The sequence below is a fragment of the Streptomyces sp. NPDC107538 genome (genome assembly GCF_055657445.1).
Genome location: NZ_JBVKAY010000008.1, coordinates 288,505 through 308,433 on the forward strand (window position 1 = coordinate 288,505; position 19,929 = coordinate 308,433).

Sequence of the window (19,929 nt, forward strand, 5' to 3'; positions counted from 1 at the left end):
CGGTCAGGACAGCAGTTCCACCTCCGCGAGGGTCGCCGGGCCGTCGAGGACGAGCCGGTAGTGGTCGTACGTCCTCGGGGCCGGGATCGAGAAGGCCCGCGTCTGGCGGTCCCAGGTGAAGGATTCGCCGGAGCGTTCGTCGAGGGTCTTCCAGGTCGTGCCGTCCCGGGAGCCCTGGAGGGTCCAGCCGGTCGGGGCCTCGGCGCGGCCGGCGGAGGTCAGCGTGTACTGAACGGCCCTCGTACGGGCCGGAGTCGGCAGGTCGGCCGTCTCCACCGACGCCTTCGTCGACGAGGTGTCGTCGAAGAGCGCGCCCTCCCCCTCGACGGCGTCCGTGCGAGGGGCCGGCGCCTGCCCGCCCTTGGTGATCGACACCGGGGCCGCCTTCTCACCGGTGCCCCAGCGGGACGGCCTCGGTCCCATGTCGAACTTCAGCACGCCACCACGGGAGATGAGGGAATGCGGCAGCGAAGTCGACGTCCAGGTCTTGCCGTTGACCTTCAGGCCCTGCACGTACACGTTCTTCGCGCTGTTCCTCGGGGCCTCGACCACCAGATCCCTGCCGTTCTCCAGGTGGACGGTCGCCTTGGTGAACAGCGGGGAGCCGACGGCGTATTCGCCGCTGCCCATCACCAGCGGGTAGAAGCCGAGCGCGGAGAACAGGTACCAGGCGGACTGCTCGCCGTTGTCCTCGTCGCCGTGGTAGCCCTGCCCGATGTCGCTGCCGGTGTAGAGCCGGGAGAGCGCCTCGCGGACCTTCGCTTGCGCCTTCCAGGGCTGCCCGGCGGCGTCGTACATGTAGATCGCGTGGTGGGCGACCTGGTTGGAGTGGCCGTACATGCCCATGCGGACGTCACGGGCCTCGGTCATCTCGTGGATGACCCCGCCGTAGGAGCCGACGAACTCGGGGGAGGCCGTCTCCGGGGTGGAGAAGTAGGTGTCCAGCTTCTCCGCCAGCCCGCTCCGTCCGCCGTACAGGTTGGCCAGGCCCTTGCTGTCCTGCGGCGCGGTGAAGGCGTACCCCCAGCCGTTGGTCTCCGTGTAGTCGTGGCCCCAGATCCGGGGGTCGTACTTCGCGGAGTCGACCCGCCAGGCACCGTTGCCGTCCCGGCCCTGGAAGAACCCGGCCTCCGTGTCGAACAACCGCACATAGTCCTGGGCCCGGTTGAGGAAGTAGGCGGCCTCCTCCTTGTACCGCTTCTCACCCGTCTCCCGGTACAGGGCCTGGCCCATCCGGGCGATGCCGTAGTCGTTGAGATAGCCCTCCAGGGCCCAGGACAGGCCCTCGTGGGTGTCGGTGCTGGTGTAGCCGAGGAAGGGCGAGGTGGCCATGCCCTTGCGGCCGACGCCCGCCGACGGCGGCACGACCGTGGCGTTCTTCAGGGCCGCCTCGTACGCCGATTTCGCGTCGAAGTCGACGCCCTTGACGTATGCGTCCGCGAACGCCACGTCCGAGGAGGTGCCGGTCATCAGGTCCGCGTAGCCGGGCGAGGACCAGCGGGAGGTCCAGCCGCCGTCCTTGTACTGCTGCACGAACCCGTCGACCATCTCGCCCGCCTGACTGGGCGTCAGGAGCGAGTACGCGGGCCAGGTCGTCCGATAGGTGTCCCAGAAGCCGTTGTTGACGTACACCTTGCCGTCGACGATCTTCGCGCCCGTGTGGGTCGGGGTGTCCTGGCCGGTCATGGGGGAGAAGGGCGAGGCGTACTTGTACGTCGAACCGACCTTCTCGAAACCGGAGTTGGGGTACAGATACAGCCGGTAGAGATTCGAGTACAGCGTGGTCAGCTGGTCGGGGGTGGCGCCCTCGACCTCCACCTTCCCGAGGACACGGTCCCACTGCGCCCGCGCCCGGTCCTTCACCGTCTCGAAGGAGGTGCCCTCGGGGATCTCCTGGCGCAGGTTGTCCTTCGCCTGGTCGAGGCTGATGAGGGAGGTCGCGAGGCGGAGCGTCACCGCGCGGTCGTCGCCCGCGTCGAAGCGGAGGTGGCCCTTCGCCCCGGTCGAGCCGCCGTCCGTGACCGGCGCGTCGAAGACCCCGTACACGAAGAGCCGGGTCGCGCCCGTCGACAGCCCGGACTTCACATCCGAAAACCCGGTGACGACACCGGCGTCCTTGTCGAGGGTCAGCCCCGCCTGGTCCGTGACGTTGTCGAAGAGCACGCTCGCGTCGTCGCCGGGATAGGTGAAGCGCAGCGCCGCCGCGTGGTCCGTGGGCGCCATCTCCGCCTTGACGCCGTTCTCGAAGCGCACCCCGTAGGAGTACGGCCGGGCCGTCTCGTTCTCGTGCCGGAAAGCCAACGCCCGTGCCGTACGGCTCAGTTCGGGGGTCCCGGAGGCGGCCGAGGGCATCACCTGGAAGGTCTGCCGGTCTCCCATCCAGGGGCTCGGCTCATGACTCGCGCTGAACGCCTGGATCGTCGGCAGGTTGTCCGCGTTGTTGGCCCGCGCGTAGTCGTACAGCCAGCTCAGCGAGCCCGCGTTGGTCACCGGCGTCCAGAAGTTGAAGCCATGGGGCACCGCGGTCGCCGGGAAATTGTTGCCGCGGGAGAAACCGCCGCTGGAATTCGTTCCCCTGGTGGTCACCGCGTAGTCGGACAGATGTGCCTTCGGCCGCTCCGGCGCGCGGACGCGCAGCGTCACATCGTCGAGCCAGCCGCGGAACCTCGCCGGGCCCTTCGGCGAGTCGTACGCCACCACGATCCGGTCCACGGTCCGCCCGGCCGCGACCGACCCGATCCGCGCCACCACGTCGTTCCACTGGTTGACGTACAGCACCTTCGACGCGCCCTGGCCGCGCGGCGACAGCGGGAATCCGTGCTGGTCGGCGGCGCCCAGCCCGCTCAGCGAGGTGCCGTCGGTGAAGACCAGGTCGACCGAGACGTTCGTGGCGTCGTAGTCCAGATCGCCGTCCGCCATCGAGGGGAAGATCCGGTACGCCAGCTCGGTGTCCCGCTCGACGGCCACGTTCACGTCGAAGACCTTGTTGTACGAGTGTGCCGGGCCGTCCGCCGTGTGCCGGCCCGCGTAGCGCAGGGCCCGCTTGCCGGTGAAGCCCGCCCCGGCCTTCGCGGTCGCCGAACCGCTCGGACCCCGGTCGACCAGCGACAGCATCTCCTTCGGCGCCGGGGCCTGTCCGCCGCCCGTGGAGAACTGCACATCGGCGAGCTGGGTGATCATCGAGGCGCCGTTGTTCCTGGTGATGTCGAGCCGGTAGTGCCGGTACTCGGCCGCCGCGTCACCGGGAATGTCGTACGACTTCGTCTGGAACCGCTCCCCGAAACTCTCGCCGGAGCGGGTGTCGAGGGTCTTCCACTGCTTGCCGTCGGTAGAGCCCTGGAGTGTCCAGTCCTTCGGGTCGCGGGTCTCGGCGTCGTTCGCCGAGGTCAGCGCGTAGGTGACCACCTTGGCCGGGCGGTCGAGGTCGAACTCGGCCCAGCCGGTGGGCTGGAAGGTGAGCCACTTGGTGGCGGACTCGCCGTCGACGAGGTTCTCCTTCACCTCCCCGCTGCCCGTGTTCTCGCCGCTGGCCCGGACCTCGGTGACCCGGTCGGTGATGCCGCCGGGGATGCCGGTGGTGTAGCCGCCGTCGACGCCGGAGGCGCGGGGGGAGCCGTCGGGCGCGGTGTCGACCGTGCTGACCCAGTCCGGAGCCGGGTCGTCCGTTTCGAAGGAGGAGCTGAACTCCCGTTCCCCGGCCGCCGGTCGGTCCGGTAACGCGACGGCCGCGCCCTGCGAGGCCACCACCAGAGCGAAAGCGGCGGCGCCGAGCACCACCGTGGAACCCCGTCTGTGCCGCATCAGCGAGCACCCTCCCTACGTCCAGCAGCTATTTTCGATCAAGAAACGACCGAAAGAGGACAACGTTGTCGAGCGTGTGACGCAGGGACCAGTAGGGGTTGAAGTGACGAGAGATGTCAAGGGTGTTGAGTGCGCCATCCCGGCCGAATGGCGGGGATTTTCCGGTCAGGTGGCGCAAGCTCGCTCATATTTCCGAGAGGTCTCAACTCGGAAAAGACCGATGGCGAACCTTGCATTCGATCTTGCCCCCTTGGCGGGAAGTGGACTATACCTGTCGGCGTCCGCATAGTGGTCGCACAGGTCGCACAACCGTGGACAGGCACTACCTGGGGGGAATTACCGGTGGTCGCGGACGTGTCCGCGCGCCGACCGCCACCTCGCCCCTGTTGAATCCTCACGCACGACCCCAGCTTGAACCGACCGCGGTGCCGGGAGGATCCGGTTCACCGCCTGAGTCCTGGAGAAGGCGAGGACTTGAGCATGGGATCCACTACCGCTGAGAACGACCACGGCCCCGAGGGCGTAGGCACCACCCCTTCCGCCGGTGTCGGCCGCCGCGATCTGATCAAGCGTTCCGCCGCGCTCGGCCTGATCACCGTGCCGACGATGAGCTTTCTCTCCGCGTGCGCCAGCAGCGGCGGAGGCGGCGAGGAGAAGGCCGAGGCGGGCGAGAAGACCGCCAAGAACCCCCTCGGTGTCAACGCCACCACGCAGATGGAGTTCGTCCTCTTCGACGGCGGCTTCGGCAAGGAGTACGCCGAGGACGCCGTGAAGATCTACGAGAAGAACTTCCCCAAGGCGAGCGTCAAGTTCTCCGCCACCCAGAAGATCCAGTCCACCCTCCAGCCCCGCTTCAACCAGGGCACCCCGCCGGACCTGATCGACAACTCGGGCGCCGAGCAGATGGACATGGGCGTCCTGGTCGGCAAGAAGCAGCTCGCCGACCTCACCCCGCTGCTGGACGCCCCGTCCTACGACGACCCGGACAAGAAGGTCCGCGACACCCTGCGCCCGGGGATCGTGGAGATGGGCCAGTTCGACGGCGACCCCGTCTGGATCATGTACTACGCCTACACGGTGTACGGCGTCTGGTACTCCCAGAAGGCCCTGGACTCGCTCGACGAGCAGTACCCCGAGACCTGGGACCAGATGCTCGCCGTCTGCGAGAAGGCCAAGAAGAAGGACATGGCGGGCTGGACGTACGCGGGCAAGTACCCGTACTACCTCCCCTTCTCCCTCTACCCGATGATCGGCAAGGTCGGCGGCCGGGAGGTCCTCGACGCGATCGACAATCTGGAGCCGAACGCCTGGAAGAACCCGGCGGTCAAGACCTGCTTCGAGGCCTACTACGAGCTGTACAAGAAGGGCTACATCCTCAGGGGCACTCCCGGTCTGGACCACATCCAGTCACAGACGGCCTGGGCCGAGGGCAAGGCGCTGTTCATCCCGAACGGCTCCTGGGTGGAGAACGAGTCCGCGAAGGTCATCCCGGCCGACTTCGACCTGGCCGTCTCCGCGCCCACCGGAATCGACAGCTCGGACAAGATGCCCTTCGGCACCATCTGGGCCTCGGGCGGCGAGCCCTTCATCGTCCCGGCCAAGGCGAAGAACGGCGCGGGCGGCATGGAGCAGCTGCGCATCATGCTCAGCGAGTCGTCGTCCAAGAACTTCACCAGCAAGGTCAAGTCGCTGACCGCGTACAACGGCGGCACCGACGGCATCACCCTCACCCCCGGTCTGAAGTCCGGGGTCGCCGCCCTGGAACTGGCCGGCGACAACGTGGTGAACCCGCGGATCCAGGACTGGTACGTGCAGTTGCAGAAGGAACAGATCGGTGTGGCGGGGCTCGGCGAGATGATGGCCGGTCGGCTCACCCCGGTCGAGGCCATCAACAAGATCCAGGGCTTCGCCGACGCGGCGGCCAAGGACTCGTCGATCAAGCACTACAAGCACCAGTGAGGAGTCGTCACCAGGGCCTGTCCGGGGTGCGCACCCCGGACAGGCCCTGGCGGCCGGGTCCGCGCGCAGATCGGGGTCGGTGGTAATGCAGCACGGCAAGTACCGTTTCATCGTGGGGTTTCTGGCGGTGCCCCTCGGCATTTACGCGCTTTTCGTGGTCTGGCCGTTCATCCAGTCCATCTATTACTCGTTCACGGACTGGACCGGGCTGAGTCCCGAATTCAAGATGGTCGGCTTCGGCAATTACGAGCGCATGCTGGACGACCCGATCTTCTGGAAGTCCCTGCAGCACAGTCTGCTGTTCGCATTGGTACTGCCGGTGGTGACGATCGGTCTCGCGCTGTTCTTCGCCTTCATGATCAATGTGGGGGGACGCCATCGGAGAGGCGGGCCGGTGGTCACCGGTGTCCGCGGCTCGTCCTTCTACAAGATCGTCTATTTCTTTCCGCAGGTGCTCTCGATCGCGATCGTGGCGCTGTTGTTCGCCTTCGCGTACAACCCCGACAGCGGCGCGATCAACTCGATCCTGCGCGGCATCGGGCTCGACAACGTCCAGCCGCTCTGGCTGGGCGACCCGGACCTCGCCCTGTGGGCGGTGATGGCGGTCCTCGTCTGGTCCACGGTCGGCTTCTTCGTGGTCCTCTTCTCGGCGGGCATGGCCTCCATCCCGACGGAGATGTACGAGGCCGCGCTGCTCGACGGGGCGAGCCGCGCCACCACCTTCTTCCGGATCACCCTCCCCCTGCTGTGGGACACGGTGCAGTCGGGCTGGATCTATGTGGGCATCCTCGCCCTGGGCGCGGAGTCGTTCGCGGTCGTGCAGATCATGACGACCGGGCCCGGCGGTCCGGACTACTCGACCACCGTCATGGTCCTGTACGTGTACCAGAAGGCGTTCCGCGACGGGCAGGCCGCCTACGCCACCACGATCGGTGTCGCCCTGCTCGTCGTCACCCTGGCCTTCGCCGCCGTGGTGATGCGGCTGGGCCGACGCGAGCGGCTGGAGTACTGAGCTGATGAAGACGACCGAGACCCCCGCCCCCGTACCGGCCGACTCCGGCAGCCCCGTCGTCAAGGTCGACCCTCCGGCCGGGCCGCGCCGGAGGGAGAAGAAGGAAGGCGTCACCCTCAACGTCTTCTCGCACGCGATCCTGGTCATCTGGGCGATCATGGTCGTGATGCCGCTGCTGTGGGCGGTCATGACGTCCTTCAAGGACGACCGCTCCATCTTCTCGTCCCCCTGGTCGCTCCCGGACACGCTGCACTTCGACAACTGGTCGCGGGCCTGGACCGAGGCCAACATGAGCGACTACTTCCTCAACACCATCCTGGTGGTGGGGGGTTCGCTCGTCGGCACCCTGGTGCTCGGGTCGATGGCGGCCTATGTGCTGGCCCGCTTCGACTTCCCGGGCAACCGGTTCATCTACTTCCTGTTCATCGGCGGCATGAGCTTCCCGATCATGCTGGCGCTGGTGCCGCTGTTCTACGTCGTGAACAACATGGGCCTGCTGAACACGATCCACGGGCTGATCCTGGTCTACATCGCGTACTCGCTGCCCTTCACGGTGTTCTTCCTGACCGCGTTCTTCCGCACGCTGCCGACCTCGGTGGCGGAGGCGGCCTTCGTGGACGGTGCCTCGCACACCAGGACGTTCTTCCAGATCATGATGCCGATGGCCAAGCCGGGCCTGATCAGCGTCGGCATCTTCAACTTCCTGGGCCAGTGGAACCAGTACATGCTCCCCACGGTCCTCAACACCGATCCGGACAAGCGGGTGCTCACCCAGGGCCTGGTCCAGCTGGCCGTCAGCCAGGGATACAAGGGCGACTGGTCCGGACTTTTCGCCGGTCTGGTGATGGCGATGCTGCCGGTGCTGGCCGCGTACATCGTGTTCCAGCGGCAGGTCGTGCAGGGACTGACCGCCGGGGCGCTGAAGTAGCGAGGTGGGGCCGTCCACCACGGCCCCACCCCGGCCCCACCCCGGCTCCACCCGGCTCCACCCGGCCCCGTTCCGGTCCGCCCTCGTGCCCCGAGTGGCCCGTTCGGGGACCTCAAGTAGCCGCAGAGTGACATTTAGTGGTCATTCGGCGGCCCCAGTTTCCCTCAAGGACTTGACTGCGGTAACCCGTTCAGCGGAGCTTGGAGTTCACAACTTGTAAGTGACCCGGGTCCCGTGGCTGTGACCTGGGTCACGGGCGGCGTGCGGGCCGCCCGTCCTGGACGGGAGTGGATGAGTCGATGGAGACTCCGGGGTCGCAGTCGTCGCTGCACAGAGCAAATCTCGAACGCGTCGTACGGGCGGTGCGGCTCGCCGGGTCGCTGACGCAGGCGGAGATCGCCAGGACGACCGGCCTCTCGGCGGCCACGGTCTCCAACATCGTGCGCGAGCTGAAGGACGGGGGAACCGTCGAGGTCACGCCCACGTCGGCCGGTGGTCGGCGGGCGCGCGCGGTCTCGCTCAGCGGGGACGCCGGGATCGTGATCGGCGTGGACTTCGGGCACACGCATTTGCGCGTCGCGATAGGGAACCTCGCTCATCAGGTGCTCGCCGAGGAGGCCGAGCCGCTGGACGTGGACGCCTCCTCGACCCAGGGCTTCGACCGGGCGGAGCAGCTGGTCACCCGGCTGATCGAGGCCACCGGTGTGGACCGTACGAAGATCGCGGGCGTGGGCCTCGGGGTGCCCGGCCCGATCGACGTGGAGTCCGGGACGCTCGGCTCCACCGCCATCCTGCCGGGCTGGACCGGCACCAAGCCCGCGGCCGAGATGCAGGACCGCCTCGGCGTCGTCGTGCACGTGGACAACGACGCCAACCTCGGCGCCCTCGGTGAGCTGGTCTGGGGCAGCGGCCGGGGGGTGCGGGACCTGGCGTACATCAAGGTGTCCAGCGGCGTTGGTGCCGGACTGGTGATCGATGGCAAGATCTACCGGGGCCCGGGTGGCACAGCGGGAGAAATCGGGCATATTACTCTTGATGAATCCGGCCCGGTCTGCCGCTGCGGCAACCGGGGCTGTCTGGAGACCTTCGCCGCCGCGCGCTATGTGCTGCCGCTCCTCCAGTCCAGCCACGGCACCGATCTGACCATGGAAGGGGTCGTACGGTTGGCGAGGGACGGGGACCCGGGCTGCCGTCGGGTGATCGCCGACGTCGGCCGACACATCGGAAGTGGAGTCGCCAATCTCTGCAATCTGTTGAACCCGAGCCGCGTGGTCCTCGGTGGCGATCTCGCCGAGGCCGGAGAGCTGGTTCTCGGACCCATAAGGGAGTCGGTCGGCCGGTACGCGATCCCGAGTGCCGCACGTCAACTCTCAGTGCTGCCAGGGGCGCTTGGCGGTCGAGCCGAGGTCCTCGGGGCCCTGGCTCTGGCCCTCAGTGAGATGGGTGATTCGACCCTTTTGGACGGAACCCTCTCTGCGGCAACCCCTGTCTTCACTTAGAGAACGAAACACGCCGTTGCCAACCCGTTAAGGATTTACTTCTTGACGTCGCACGTGTGGCCGAGTTGACTTCCAGCCACCTCGGCCGCAGTGCTGCGGCCCGTGTCAGGGAGGCACAACCCAAATGAACGCAACGATGCGTAGAGTCGCGATCGGCGCCACCGCGATGTCGCTGGCGCTGTCCGTGGCCGCCTGTGGCAAGGCCGGCGACGACAACGACTCGGACAGCGGCAGCACCGGCGGTTCGGACAGCAAGTCGATCGGTCTGCTCCTGCCCGACAACGTCACCGCGCGCTACGAGAAGTTCGACCGCCCGTACTTCGAGGACAAGGTCGAAGAGCTCTGCTCCGACTGCAAGGTCGAGTACGCGAACGCCGCCGCCGACCCCACCAAGCAGGCTCAGCAGATGAGCAGCATGGTGACCAAGGGTGTCAAGGTCATCGTCGTCTCCGCCCAGGACTCCGCCGCCATCAAGTCCTCCATCCAGTCCGCGGTGGACAAGGGCGTCAAGGTCGTCGCCTACGACCGTCTCGCCCAGGGCCCGGTCTCGGCCTATGTCTCCTTCGACAACGTCAAGGTCGGCGAGCTGCAGGGCCAGGCCCTCCTCGACGCGCTCGGCGACAAGGCGACCGCCAAGTCCAAGGTCGTCATGATCAACGGTGACGACGCCGACCCGAACGCCGGTCAGTTCAAGGAGGGCGCGCACAAGGTCCTCGACGGCAAGGTCGACATCGCCTACGAGCAGTCCGGCCTCTGGAAGGACACCGTCGCCGCCCAGAAGATGTCCGCGGCCATCACCCAGCTGGGCGCCAAGAACATCGCGGGCGTCTACGCCGCCAACGACGGCATGGCCGGTGGCATCGCCAACACCCTCAAGGGTGCGAAGATCAGCAACATCCCGCTGACCGGTCAGGACGCCGAACTCGCGGCCATCCAGCGGATCGTCGCCGGCACGCAGTCCTCCACGGTCTACAAGGCCTACAAGCCGGAGGCCGACACGGCCGCCGAGCTGGCGGTCAACCTGCTGGAGGGCAAGGACATCAAGTCCCTGGCCGACACCGAGGTGACCAGCGGCTCCGGTGACAAGGTCCAGGCGAAGCTGCTGACCCCGGTCTCCGTCACCAAGGAGAACATCAAGGACACGGTGGTGAAGGACGGCCTGTACACGGTCGCCGACATCTGCACCGCCGAGTACGCCAAGGCGTGCAAGTCCGCCGGTCTGGAGTAGTCACTCCGACCCGCTGAGCCTGTCCGGCGCCCGCCCCACCTCAGACCCCGCTTCCGGGGCGGGCGCCGGACGGAACCGTCACGCTCCGCCGGGAGGTGCCGGGAGGGCCGTCGGTCGTCCTCCCCGCCGTCGTGGCCGGTCGCGCAGTTCTCCGCGCCCCTTCAGGGCGCGGCCGGACCGCGGACCTCGCCCGGCCCGTCGGGCGCGGCGGATCTACGCATGTTCACCTGTAAGCCTTGTGCGTCACATACGTCTTGTGCGTCACGCACATCCTCCGCGCCTGTTACCGGCGCGGCATCCCCGCCGGTCAGGCGGCGAAGGAGATGGTTCACGTGTCCGCTACGCCCGTGCTGGCGTTGCGCGGAGTCTCCAAGCGATTCGGTGCGGTGCAGGCACTCACCGACGTCGATCTGGAGGTCCACGCCGGAGAAGTGGTCGCCCTGGTGGGCGACAACGGCGCAGGAAAGTCCACCCTGGTCAAGACGATCGCGGGTGTGCACCCCATCGACGAGGGCGTCATCGAGTGGCAGGGCGACCCGGTCAGGATCAACAAGCCGCACGACGCCCAGGGCCTCGGCGTCGCGACGGTCTACCAGGACCTCGCGCTCTGCGACAACCTCGACGTCGTGGGCAATCTCTACCTCGGGCGCGAACTGCTGCACCGGGGTGTCATCGACGAGGTGTCGATGGAGAAGAACTCCCGCGAGCTGCTGTCCACGCTCTCCATCCGGATCCCCAGCGTCCGGATCCCGATCGCGAGCCTCTCCGGCGGTCAGCGCCAGGTCGTCGCCATCGCCCGCGCCCTCATCGGCGACCCCAAGCTCGTCATCCTCGACGAGCCCACCGCCGCCCTCGGCGTCGAGCAGACCGCGCAGGTCCTCGACCTGGTCGAGCGGCTGCGCGAGCGCGACCTCGCCGTCATCCTCATCAGCCACAACATGGCCGATGTGAAGGCGGTCGCGGACACCGTCGCCGTCCTGCGGCTGGGCAAGAACAACGGCTCCTTCTCGGTGAAGGACACCAGCCACGAAGAGATCATCGCCGCGATCACGGGCGCCACGGACAACGCCGTGACCCGTCGCGCGGAGCGCACGGAGGCGGCAAAGTGAGCGACACGTCCAAGACCGTGAAGAGCGATTCCTCCCAGGGCACCGTGGCGGGTCAGACCACGGTCGCCCCCGCCGACGACCCGACGGCCGCGCCGGTCACCGTCGTCGACCCGCGTCTGCTGGTCCGCGAAGAGGGCCTCAAGGGCTACGTCACCGAGTTCAAGCGCAAGGTGAAGGGCGGCGAGCTGGGCTCGCTGCCGGTGGTCATCGGCCTGATCGTCATCTGGACGATCTTCCAGTTGCAGAACGACCGCTTCCTGAGCGCCGACAACCTCTCCAACATCAGCTACTTCCTCTCGGCCACCGGCATGCTCGCCATCGGCCTGGTGTTCGTGCTGCTGCTCGGCGAGATCGACCTGTCGGTGGGCTCGGTCAGCGGTCTGGCCTCCACCCTGTTCGCCGTGCTCGCCGTGAACCACGGCATGAACTCCTGGTTGTCGCTGGTCCTCGCGGTCCTCACCGGTATCGCCATCGGCGCGCTGCACGGCTGGTTCTTCGCCAAGATCGGCGTACCCGCGTTCGTCGTCACCCTGGCCGGCTTCCTCGGCTGGAACGGCGTCATGCTGTGGCTGCTGGGCGAGAGCGGCACGATCAACATCCCGTCCGACGCGGGTCCGGTCCGGCTGCTCGGCCAGAGCTCCTTCTTCATGGACCAGGCCATCATCGGCGCGTACATCCTGGCCGGCCTCGCGGTCGTGCTCTCCCTCGTCGGCAACCTCAACGAGCAGCGCCGCCGCCGGGCCGCGAACGTGCCGTTCCGGCCGACCAGCGAGATCCTGCTGCGCGTCGGCGCGCTCGCGGTCGCGGCCTTCGCCGCCGCCGCCGTGCTCAACAACGCGTCCGGTGTCTCCAACGCGCTGGTGATCTTCCTCGGCGCGCTGGTGGTCGTGGACTTCGTGCTGCGCCGTACGACCTACGGCCGCAAGGTGTTCGCGGTCGGCGGTGGCATCGAGGCGGCCCGCCGTGCGGGTATCAACGTGCCGATGGTCCGGATCAGCGTCTTCGCGATCTCCGGTGGGTTCGCGGCGGTCGGCGGTATGTTCTTCGCCGGTCAGACCGCGAGCGCGACGCTGTCCGCGGGTGGTGGCAACACGCTGATGCTCGCGATCGCCGCGGCGGTCATCGGCGGTACCAGCCTCTTCGGTGGGCGTGGGTCGGTGTGGTCGGCGCTGCTGGGCATGCTGGTGATCCAGTCGATCCAGACCGGTCTCGACCTGCTGAACATGAACCAGTCGATCCAGTACATGATCACGGGTGCGGTTCTGCTGGGTGCGGTCGTCATCGACTCCGTCAGCCGTCGGAGCCAGAAGGCCGCGGGCCGCGCGTAGCGGTCCGGCGGGAGGCGCCGTGGGGGTGCCCGTCCGTCGCCGGCCGCGGGTCGTTCGTGGCTGATCGCGCCCGCGCGGCGGAGCCGCATATCGAAACAGCCCCGCGCCCCTTCAGGGCGCGGATGTGCCCGGTGCCTTCAAGGCGCCGGGCACTTCTGTTTGTTGTCGGACGTTTCGTACGGGTACGTCTGCGCAGGATGGTTTACGGCCGTTCGTGTGACACGGGACCCGACCGCCCGGCGGTGGGCCCGGTGCGCGGAAGATTAGACTTCGACGAGCCCGGTAACGCTCGAACAGCACTATCGCAAGGAGGCACGGGTGCCGCTGCTGACCCGCATCAGGGGACCGCGCGATCTGGACCGGCTCAGCCTGGAGGAGTTGGACCAGCTGGCGGAGGAGATCCGGACCTTCCTCGTCGAGGCGGTGTCGAAGACCGGCGGTCACCTCGGCCCGAACCTCGGCGTGGTGGAGCTCACCATCGCCCTGCACCGGGTCTTCGACTCGCCCAAGGACAAGGTGCTCTGGGACACGGGCCACCAGTCCTACGTCCACAAGCTCCTCACCGGGCGCCAGGACTTCTCCAAACTGAAGATGAAGGGTGGCCTCTCCGGCTACCCCTCGCAGGCCGAGTCCGAGCACGACGTCATCGAGAACAGCCACGCCTCCACGGTGCTCGGCTGGGCCGACGGCCTCGCCAAAGCCAACCAGGTGCTGAAACGCGACGACCACGTGGTCGCCGTCATCGGCGACGGCGCGCTCACCGGCGGTATGGCCTGGGAGGCGCTCAACAACATCGCCGACGCCAAGGACCGCCCCCTGGTCATCGTCGTCAACGACAACGAGCGGTCGTACGCGCCGACCATCGGCGGACTCGCCAACCACCTCGCCACCCTGCGGACCACGGACGGCTACGAGCGGTTCCTCGCCCGCGGCAAGGACCTGCTGGAGCGCACGCCCGTGGTGGGCCGGCCGCTCTACGAGACGCTGCACGGCGCGAAGAAGGGCCTCAAGGACTTCATCGCCCCGCAGGGCATGTTCGAGGACCTCGGCCTCAAGTACGTCGGCCCGATCGACGGGCACGACGTCGAGGCCCTGGAGTCCGCGCTGTCCCGCGCCAAGCGGTTCGGCGGGCCGGTCATCGTGCACTGCCTCACCGAGAAGGGCCGCGGCTACCAGCCCGCCCTCCAGGACGAGGCGGACCGCTTCCACGGCATCGGCCCCATCCACCCCGACACCGGCCTGCCGGTCAAGGCGTCGGGCGCCGACTGGACCTCCGTCTTCGGCGACGAGATGGTGCGGCTCGGCGAGGAGCGCGAGGACATCGTGGCGATCACCGCGGCGATGCTCCAGCCGGTGGGGCTGAAGAAGTTCGCGGACACCTTCCCGGACCGGATCTACGACGTCGGCATCGCCGAGCAGCACGGCGCCGTGAGCGCGGCCGGTCTGGCGGCCGGGGGACTGCACCCCGTCTTCGCCGTCTACGCGACCTTCCTGAACCGCGCCTTCGACCAGGTGCTGATGGATGTCGCCCTGCACAAGTGCGGGGTGACCTTCGTCCTGGACCGGGCCGGTGTCACCGGCACCGACGGCGCCTCGCACAACGGCATGTGGGACATGTCGATCCTCCAGGTCGTCCCGGGGCTCCGGCTGGCCGCGCCGCGCGACGCCGACCAGGTCCGCGCCCAGCTGCGCGAGGCCGTCGAGGTCACCGACGCCCCGACCGTGGTCCGCTTCTCCAAGGGCGCCGTCGGCCCCGCCGTACCCGCCCTGCGCCGCGTCGGCGGCATGGACGTCCTGCGCGAGCCGGGCACGGACACCCCGGACGTGCTCCTCGTCTCGGTGGGCGCCCTCGCCCCGATGTGCCTGGAGATCGCCGACCTGCTCGACAAGCAGGGCATCACCACCACCGTCGTCGACCCGCGCTGGGTCAAGCCGGTCGACGAGCACATGGCGCCGCTCGCCGACCAGCACCGCGTGGTCGTCACCGTCGAGGACAACTCCCGCGTCGGCGGCGTCGGTTCGGCCGTCGCCCAGGCGCTGCGCGACGCCGGTGTGGACATCCCGCTGCGGGACTTCGGCATCCCGCCGCGCTTCCTCGACCACGCCTCCCGCGCCGAGGTGCTGGCCGAGATCGGGCTCACCGCGCCGGACATCGCCCGCCAGGTCACCGGCCTGGTCTCCAAGATCGACGGCCGCTTCGGCGATGCCGCCGCCGAGGTGGAGCCCGCCCGCGACTGACGTACCCGGTTGGGCCGTTCGGGCCGGTCTCACCATCCTTTACGGTGGTGAGACCGGCCCATTCGCGTGAAACCACCCGCGCCGGGGCATACGCTCCACGCCCCCTCTCGATCATGTCGAGGACGACAAGCGTGGGAGGTACGCCAATGAGCAGCACACTCTTCCGGACGAAGAAGGTCGAGCAGTCCATCCTCGATACCGAGGAGCCAGAGCACGCGCTCAAGAAATCCTTGTCCGCGCTGGATCTGACGGTCTTCGGCGTCGGTGTCATCATCGGCACCGGCATCTTCGTCCTCACCGGCACGGTGGCCAAGAACAACGCCGGTCCCGCCGTGGCCCTCGCCTTCGTCGTGGCCGGCGTCGTCTGCGCGCTCGCCGCCCTGTGCTACGCGGAGTTCGCCTCCACGGTCCCGGTCGCCGGATCCGCGTACACCTTCAGTTACGCCTCCCTCGGGGAGCTGCCCGCCTGGATCATCGGCTGGGACCTGGTGCTGGAGTTCGCGCTGGGGACGGCGGTGGTGGCGGTCGGCTGGTCCGGCTACATCCATTCGCTGCTGGCCAACGCGGGCTGGGAGCTGCCGGCGGCGCTCAGTACGAGAGACGGGGCGGACGGCTTCGGGTTCGACATCCTCGCCGCCGCGCTCGTCCTCGTCCTCACCGCCATCCTGGTGGCCGGCACCAAGCTCTCCGCGCGCGTCACCTCCGTCGTCGTCGCCATCAAGGTGACGGTCGTCCTGACCGTCATCGTCGCGGGCGCCTTCCTCGTCAACGGTGACAACTACGACCCGTTCGTCCCGAAGGCGCAGGAGGTACCGGCGGGGGACAGTCTCCAGGCCCCGCTGATCCAGCTGATGTTCGGCTGGGCGCCCTCCAACTTCGGGGTGATGGGCATCTTCACGGCCGCCTCCGTCGTCTTCTTCGCGTTCATCGGCTTCGACGTCGTCGCCACGGCCGCCGAGGAGACCAGGAACCCGCAGCGGGACATGCCCCGGGGCATCATCGGTTCCCTCGTCATCTGCACCACGCTGTACGTGGCGGTGTCGATCGTCGTCACCGGCATGCAGCACTACACCGACCTGTCGGTGACCGCGCCCCTCGCCGACGCGTTCAAGGCCACCGGGCATCCGTGGTTCGCGGGCTTCATCAGCTTCGGCGCCGCCGTCGGCCTGACGACGGTGTGCATGATCCTGCTGCTGGGCCAGACCCGGGTGTTCTTCGCGATGAGCCGCGACGGACTGCTGCCGCGCTTCTTCTCCCACGTCCACCCGCGGTTCAAGACCCCGCACCGGCCGACCATCCTGCTCGGTGTGGTCATCGCGATCCTCGCGGGCTTCACCCCGCTGAGCGAGCTGGCCGAGCTGGTGAACATCGGCACGCTGTTCGCCTTCGTGGTCGTCGCGATCGGCGTCGTCATCCTCCGCCGGACCCGCCCCGACCTGCACCGCTCGTTCCGCACCCCCTGGGTGCCGTTCGTCCCGATCCTGTCGGTGCTCGCCTCGCTGTGGTTGATGCTCAACCTGCCCACCGAGACCTGGCTCCGTTTCGCCGGCTGGATGGCGCTGGGCTTCGTCGTCTACTTCGTCTACGGCCGCTCGCACAGCCGCCTCGGACGCCATGAGGAGACCACGGTGGACGAGGTCGGCGGGAGGCCGCCGCGGAACGGCGCCTCGTAGGCCCGTAGGTCTGGAGGCCCGTACGTCCGGAGGAACGGACCGTAGTACCGCGGTCCTGTGGCCCCGTGTGTTCCGCTTACGGCGGGGCCGCGGGGCCACGTCGTGTGTGCGGGGCGGCGCGCCGCTCGGGGCGACCGCTCAGGACTCCCGGCGCACTGCCCGGGGCCCGGTGACCTCGGCGCCCAACTCGCCCACCCGGCGCCGTAGTTCACGGTCGGCGGTGACGACGAGGCAGGGGCGGTCGCGGGCCTCCTCGGCGACCAGTTCCACGATGCGGTCGTCGCCGCTGCGGGGCGCGGCCTCGACCCGTACGCCGGGTACCGGTTCCACTTCGCGGGCGGCGCCCTCGACGACCAGGACCAGTTCCACGGGCTCGTCGCGGCCGGGGACGCCGTCCCGGGCGAGCCGGTCGCGCAGGCGTTCCGCCGCGCCCCGTCGGTCGCGCCACCAGCCGTCGGGCACGGAGCCGACGACATTGGCCGCGTCGACGATCACAAGCAGGGGGTCGTCCATGGGGACAGGGTCGCACGCCCGGCCGCCACTCCCTGCTGGTGAAACGTTCATCCTATGATGGGGGCCGCTCGGCCTTCCGCGTTCCTGTGCGAGAAGGCGGCCGGGGAGCCGCGCCGAGCGTCATCGAAAGGGCAGGTCACGTCATGCGGACCAGATCCGGGCGCGCCGCTGCCCAGGGGGCGGCGGCCGACACCTCGGCGAACGGCGGGGGAGGGCGGCACAGGGCCGAGGCCCCCCTCACCGGTTCCTGGCTCGTCCTCGGCAAGGACGGCAGGCTCACCGCGTACGCCCGCGCGCGTGCCGGGCTGCTGCGCTGGACGCAGAGCCGGCCCGGCGGCGCCGAGTGGACCGGCCCGGACCTGTTCCCCGTGGCCGGGCTGACCGACCTCCACATCGTGCAGGGCGCGGACACCTATGTGCACTTCCTCGGGCGGCGGGAGACCGCGAAGGGCGACGGCCCGGCCGCCGTGGACATCGTGCACGCCATCCAGTACCAGACCGGGCGGCCGGTCACCGAGTGGCGTTCGCTGGGCAATCCGCACAAGGACGCGGCGAAGGCGGCTCGCTTCGGGATACCGGCCGGGGCCGTGAGCGCCGGCGGCAACGTCCATGTCCTCGCGCGCAACGCGGGCGGCGGTGTGATGCTGCGCCGGGAGCTGGCGGGCGGCAAGTGGAGCCCGTGGACCGACCTCAAGGGCAGCGGGGTGCAGGAGCCGGTGGCCGTGGTCGCGTACGCCTCCGGGCGGGTCGAGGTGATGGCCGGCGGCCAGGGCCTCATCATGCGCTGGACCCAGGAGAAGCCCGACGGCCCCTTCGAGCAGGCGCCGACCATTCCGCTCTCGGTGCTGCCCGGCAGCACGGCGGGGCTGGAGACCGGGCCCGACCGGGCGACGTACTACTGGACCGACCCGGCGACCGGGGGCGTCGTCGCGCACCGGCCGGGTGGCTGGGTGATTCCGCTGGGCGGGGCGCCGGCGGAGGGGCCGGTCGCCGTGCTGCGGGCGCCGTTGGACGGCTATGACTGCACGGTGCTGGCCCATCGGGACGTCGAGGGGCAGGTCGTGCTGGCGGCGTGCGGGACGGAGAACGAGCAGGCCGGGGTGTGGTGGTCGCCCACGGGTGAGCGGGGGGTGCCCGCGCTGGCTCGGGACGCGTATGGGCGGGTTGTGTTGGGGGTGCTCGGGGCGGACGGGGCACTGCGGGTCGCTGTGCAGCGGGATGAGGGTGGGTTGGTTCTGGCGCCGTCTGTTGTTGTGTGACGGCGCCTATCCGTCTGCCGGGGTGGGTGATTCGGCGGGTGCGGGTTGTGTGGGGTTGCTCGCGCAGTTCCCCGCGCCCCTGAAAGGCAGGGGCTGCGCCCCATGCCTTTCAGGCCCGCTGTCCCGGACCGCTACGAGGTGCCGCCCGTCGCCGGGGACTTCTTCGCCGAATCCGGGATGTCCTTGTCGGCGCGCAGGGCCTTCCAGAGGGTGGTCGCCTGGGGTTCGGCGGCTACGACCCGGTTGGGGTCGGTCTTGTCGTAGGTGACCGGGAGCATGATCGTTTCCATGGTGGCGGGGTCGACGCCGTTCATGCTGCGGGCGAAGTCGGAGAGTGCCGTGAGGGAGTCGAGGTCGGAGTCGGTGGTGAGGGACTCGGTGAGGCTGTCGGCGATCCGGTAGGCCTTGGTGGGGCTGCCGAGGAGGTCCTGCTTCTTGATCTCGCTCAGCAGGGCGATCATGAACTGCTGCTGGAGGCCGATCCGGCCGAGGTCGCTGCCGTCGCCGACGCCGTGCCGGGTGCGGACGAAGGCCAGGGACTGGGTGCCGTTCAGCCGGTGGGTGCCCGCCTCCAGGTCGAGGCCGCTGGACTTGTCGTGGATGGCCTCGTCGACGGTGACGGTGACCCCGCCGATCGCGTCGACGAGCCCCTTGAAGCCGGCGAAGTCGATCTCCATGAAGTGGTCCATGCGGATGCCGGACATCTGCTCCACGGTCTTCACCACACAGGCCGGTCCGGCCAGCGAGTAGACCGAGTTGAACATCACACGCTTCGCGGAGGCGAGCGTGGAGCCGTCGGACTTGGTGCACTCGGGGCGGGTCACCAGGGTGTCGCGGGGGATGCTGATCGCCACGGCCTTGCTGCGGCCCTCGGGTATGTGCATCACCAGCGCGGTGTCGGAGCGGGCGCCGGCGACGTCGCCCGTGCCGAGGTCGGCGTTCTTCCCGGAGCGTGAGTCGGAGCCGAGGACCAGGATGTTCTGGCCCGAGGTCGGCAGCTTCTCGGGGCGGTCGTCGCCGATCGCCTTGTCGAGGTCGACGCCGTCGATGTTGCCGTTGAGGTCGCTGTAGAGCCAGTAGCCGGTGCCGCCGGCCGCCAGGACGAGGACGGCGAGGCCGAGCGCGACCCAGCGCCACACCCGGCGCTTGCGCTGGGGCTTGGCGCGGCGGTTCGACGGCGCACGCCTGGATCTCGGGCTCTGGTCCGGCTCCGTCAGGGCGTGCGTCATGCGCCTCGGTGTCCTCTCGTTGTGTGGCTTGATGCGATCGATGCCGACCCTGGCGACATAGGCACACGCATGTTCGACAAATCGCGACGAGTCCGAACTATAAACCGACCGTCAGGGCGGGTCGGGTGGCACCCCGTTCACCCACCGGTTACC

13 protein-coding genes are annotated in these 19,929 nt (G+C 68.8%); 10 read left to right on the top strand and 3 right to left on the bottom strand.

From position 1 onward, the window contains the following. Window positions 1-3: 3 nt before the first annotated feature. On the bottom strand, window positions 4-3,801 hold the full coding sequence (locus ACZ7MG_RS28265; RefSeq protein ID WP_471384512.1) for a GH92 family glycosyl hydrolase: 3,798 nt from the start codon (window positions 3,799-3,801) through the stop codon (window positions 4-6). 480 nt (window positions 3,802-4,281) lie between these two features. Between ACZ7MG_RS28265 and ngcE the strand changes: the two genes are divergently transcribed. From ngcE to ACZ7MG_RS28310, 9 genes are all read left to right on the top strand, one after another. Beyond that, window positions 4,282-5,760 (top strand): N-acetylglucosamine/diacetylchitobiose ABC transporter substrate-binding protein, encoded by a 1,479-nt coding sequence (gene ngcE / locus ACZ7MG_RS28270; RefSeq protein WP_471384510.1) that lies wholly within the window; start codon window positions 4,282-4,284, stop codon window positions 5,758-5,760. Between the two features lie 85 nt (window positions 5,761-5,845). Next, complete coding sequence (locus ACZ7MG_RS28275; RefSeq protein ID WP_471384507.1) at window positions 5,846-6,772, top strand: carbohydrate ABC transporter permease; 927 nt, start codon at window positions 5,846-5,848, stop codon at window positions 6,770-6,772. Between the two features lie 4 nt (window positions 6,773-6,776). Next, complete coding sequence (locus ACZ7MG_RS28280; protein ID WP_471384504.1) at window positions 6,777-7,700, top strand: carbohydrate ABC transporter permease; 924 nt, start codon at window positions 6,777-6,779, stop codon at window positions 7,698-7,700. 299 nt (window positions 7,701-7,999) lie between these two features. After that, entirely contained in the window at window positions 8,000-9,199 is a 1,200-nt protein-coding gene (locus ACZ7MG_RS28285; RefSeq protein WP_471384502.1) for an ROK family transcriptional regulator, read from the top strand. Window positions 9,200-9,323: 124 nt separating this feature from the next. Next, window positions 9,324-10,427 carry a sugar ABC transporter substrate-binding protein gene (locus ACZ7MG_RS28290; RefSeq protein ID WP_471384499.1) on the top strand — a complete coding sequence of 368 codons (1,104 nt, stop codon included), beginning with the start codon at window positions 9,324-9,326 and terminating at the stop codon, window positions 10,425-10,427. Between the two features lie 323 nt (window positions 10,428-10,750). Beyond that, window positions 10,751-11,536, top strand: coding sequence for an ATP-binding cassette domain-containing protein (locus ACZ7MG_RS28295; RefSeq protein WP_471384497.1), 786 nt, complete (start codon window positions 10,751-10,753; stop codon window positions 11,534-11,536). Next, on the top strand, window positions 11,533-12,864 hold the full coding sequence (locus ACZ7MG_RS28300) for a sugar ABC transporter permease (RefSeq protein ID WP_471384496.1): 1,332 nt from the start codon (window positions 11,533-11,535) through the stop codon (window positions 12,862-12,864). The genes ACZ7MG_RS28295 and ACZ7MG_RS28300 overlap by 4 nt, the downstream gene beginning before the upstream one ends. Window positions 12,865-13,182: 318 nt before the next feature. Then, entirely contained in the window at window positions 13,183-15,102 is a 1,920-nt protein-coding gene (gene dxs, locus ACZ7MG_RS28305) for a 1-deoxy-D-xylulose-5-phosphate synthase (protein ID WP_471384493.1), read from the top strand. A gap of 146 nt (window positions 15,103-15,248) precedes the next feature. Then, on the top strand, window positions 15,249-16,775 hold the full coding sequence (locus ACZ7MG_RS28310; protein WP_471384491.1) for an amino acid permease: 1,527 nt from the start codon (window positions 15,249-15,251) through the stop codon (window positions 16,773-16,775). Window positions 16,776-16,913: 138 nt separating this feature from the next. Here the strand turns inward: ACZ7MG_RS28310 and ACZ7MG_RS28315 are convergent, their stop codons facing one another. Continuing rightward, on the bottom strand, window positions 16,914-17,288 hold the full coding sequence (locus ACZ7MG_RS28315) for a PIN domain-containing protein (RefSeq protein WP_471384489.1): 375 nt from the start codon (window positions 17,286-17,288) through the stop codon (window positions 16,914-16,916). A gap of 143 nt (window positions 17,289-17,431) precedes the next feature. Here ACZ7MG_RS28315 and ACZ7MG_RS28320 point away from each other — a divergent pair, with 143 nt between their 5' ends. After that, on the top strand, window positions 17,432-18,547 hold the full coding sequence (locus ACZ7MG_RS28320) for a PLL family lectin (RefSeq protein WP_471384487.1): 1,116 nt from the start codon (window positions 17,432-17,434) through the stop codon (window positions 18,545-18,547). 131 nt (window positions 18,548-18,678) lie between these two features. On the opposite strand, the gene ACZ7MG_RS28325 is transcribed toward ACZ7MG_RS28320, so the two are convergent. Next, complete coding sequence (locus tag ACZ7MG_RS28325) at window positions 18,679-19,776, bottom strand: LCP family protein (protein ID WP_471384484.1); 1,098 nt, start codon at window positions 19,774-19,776, stop codon at window positions 18,679-18,681. Between the last annotated feature and the right edge of the window lie 153 nt (window positions 19,777-19,929).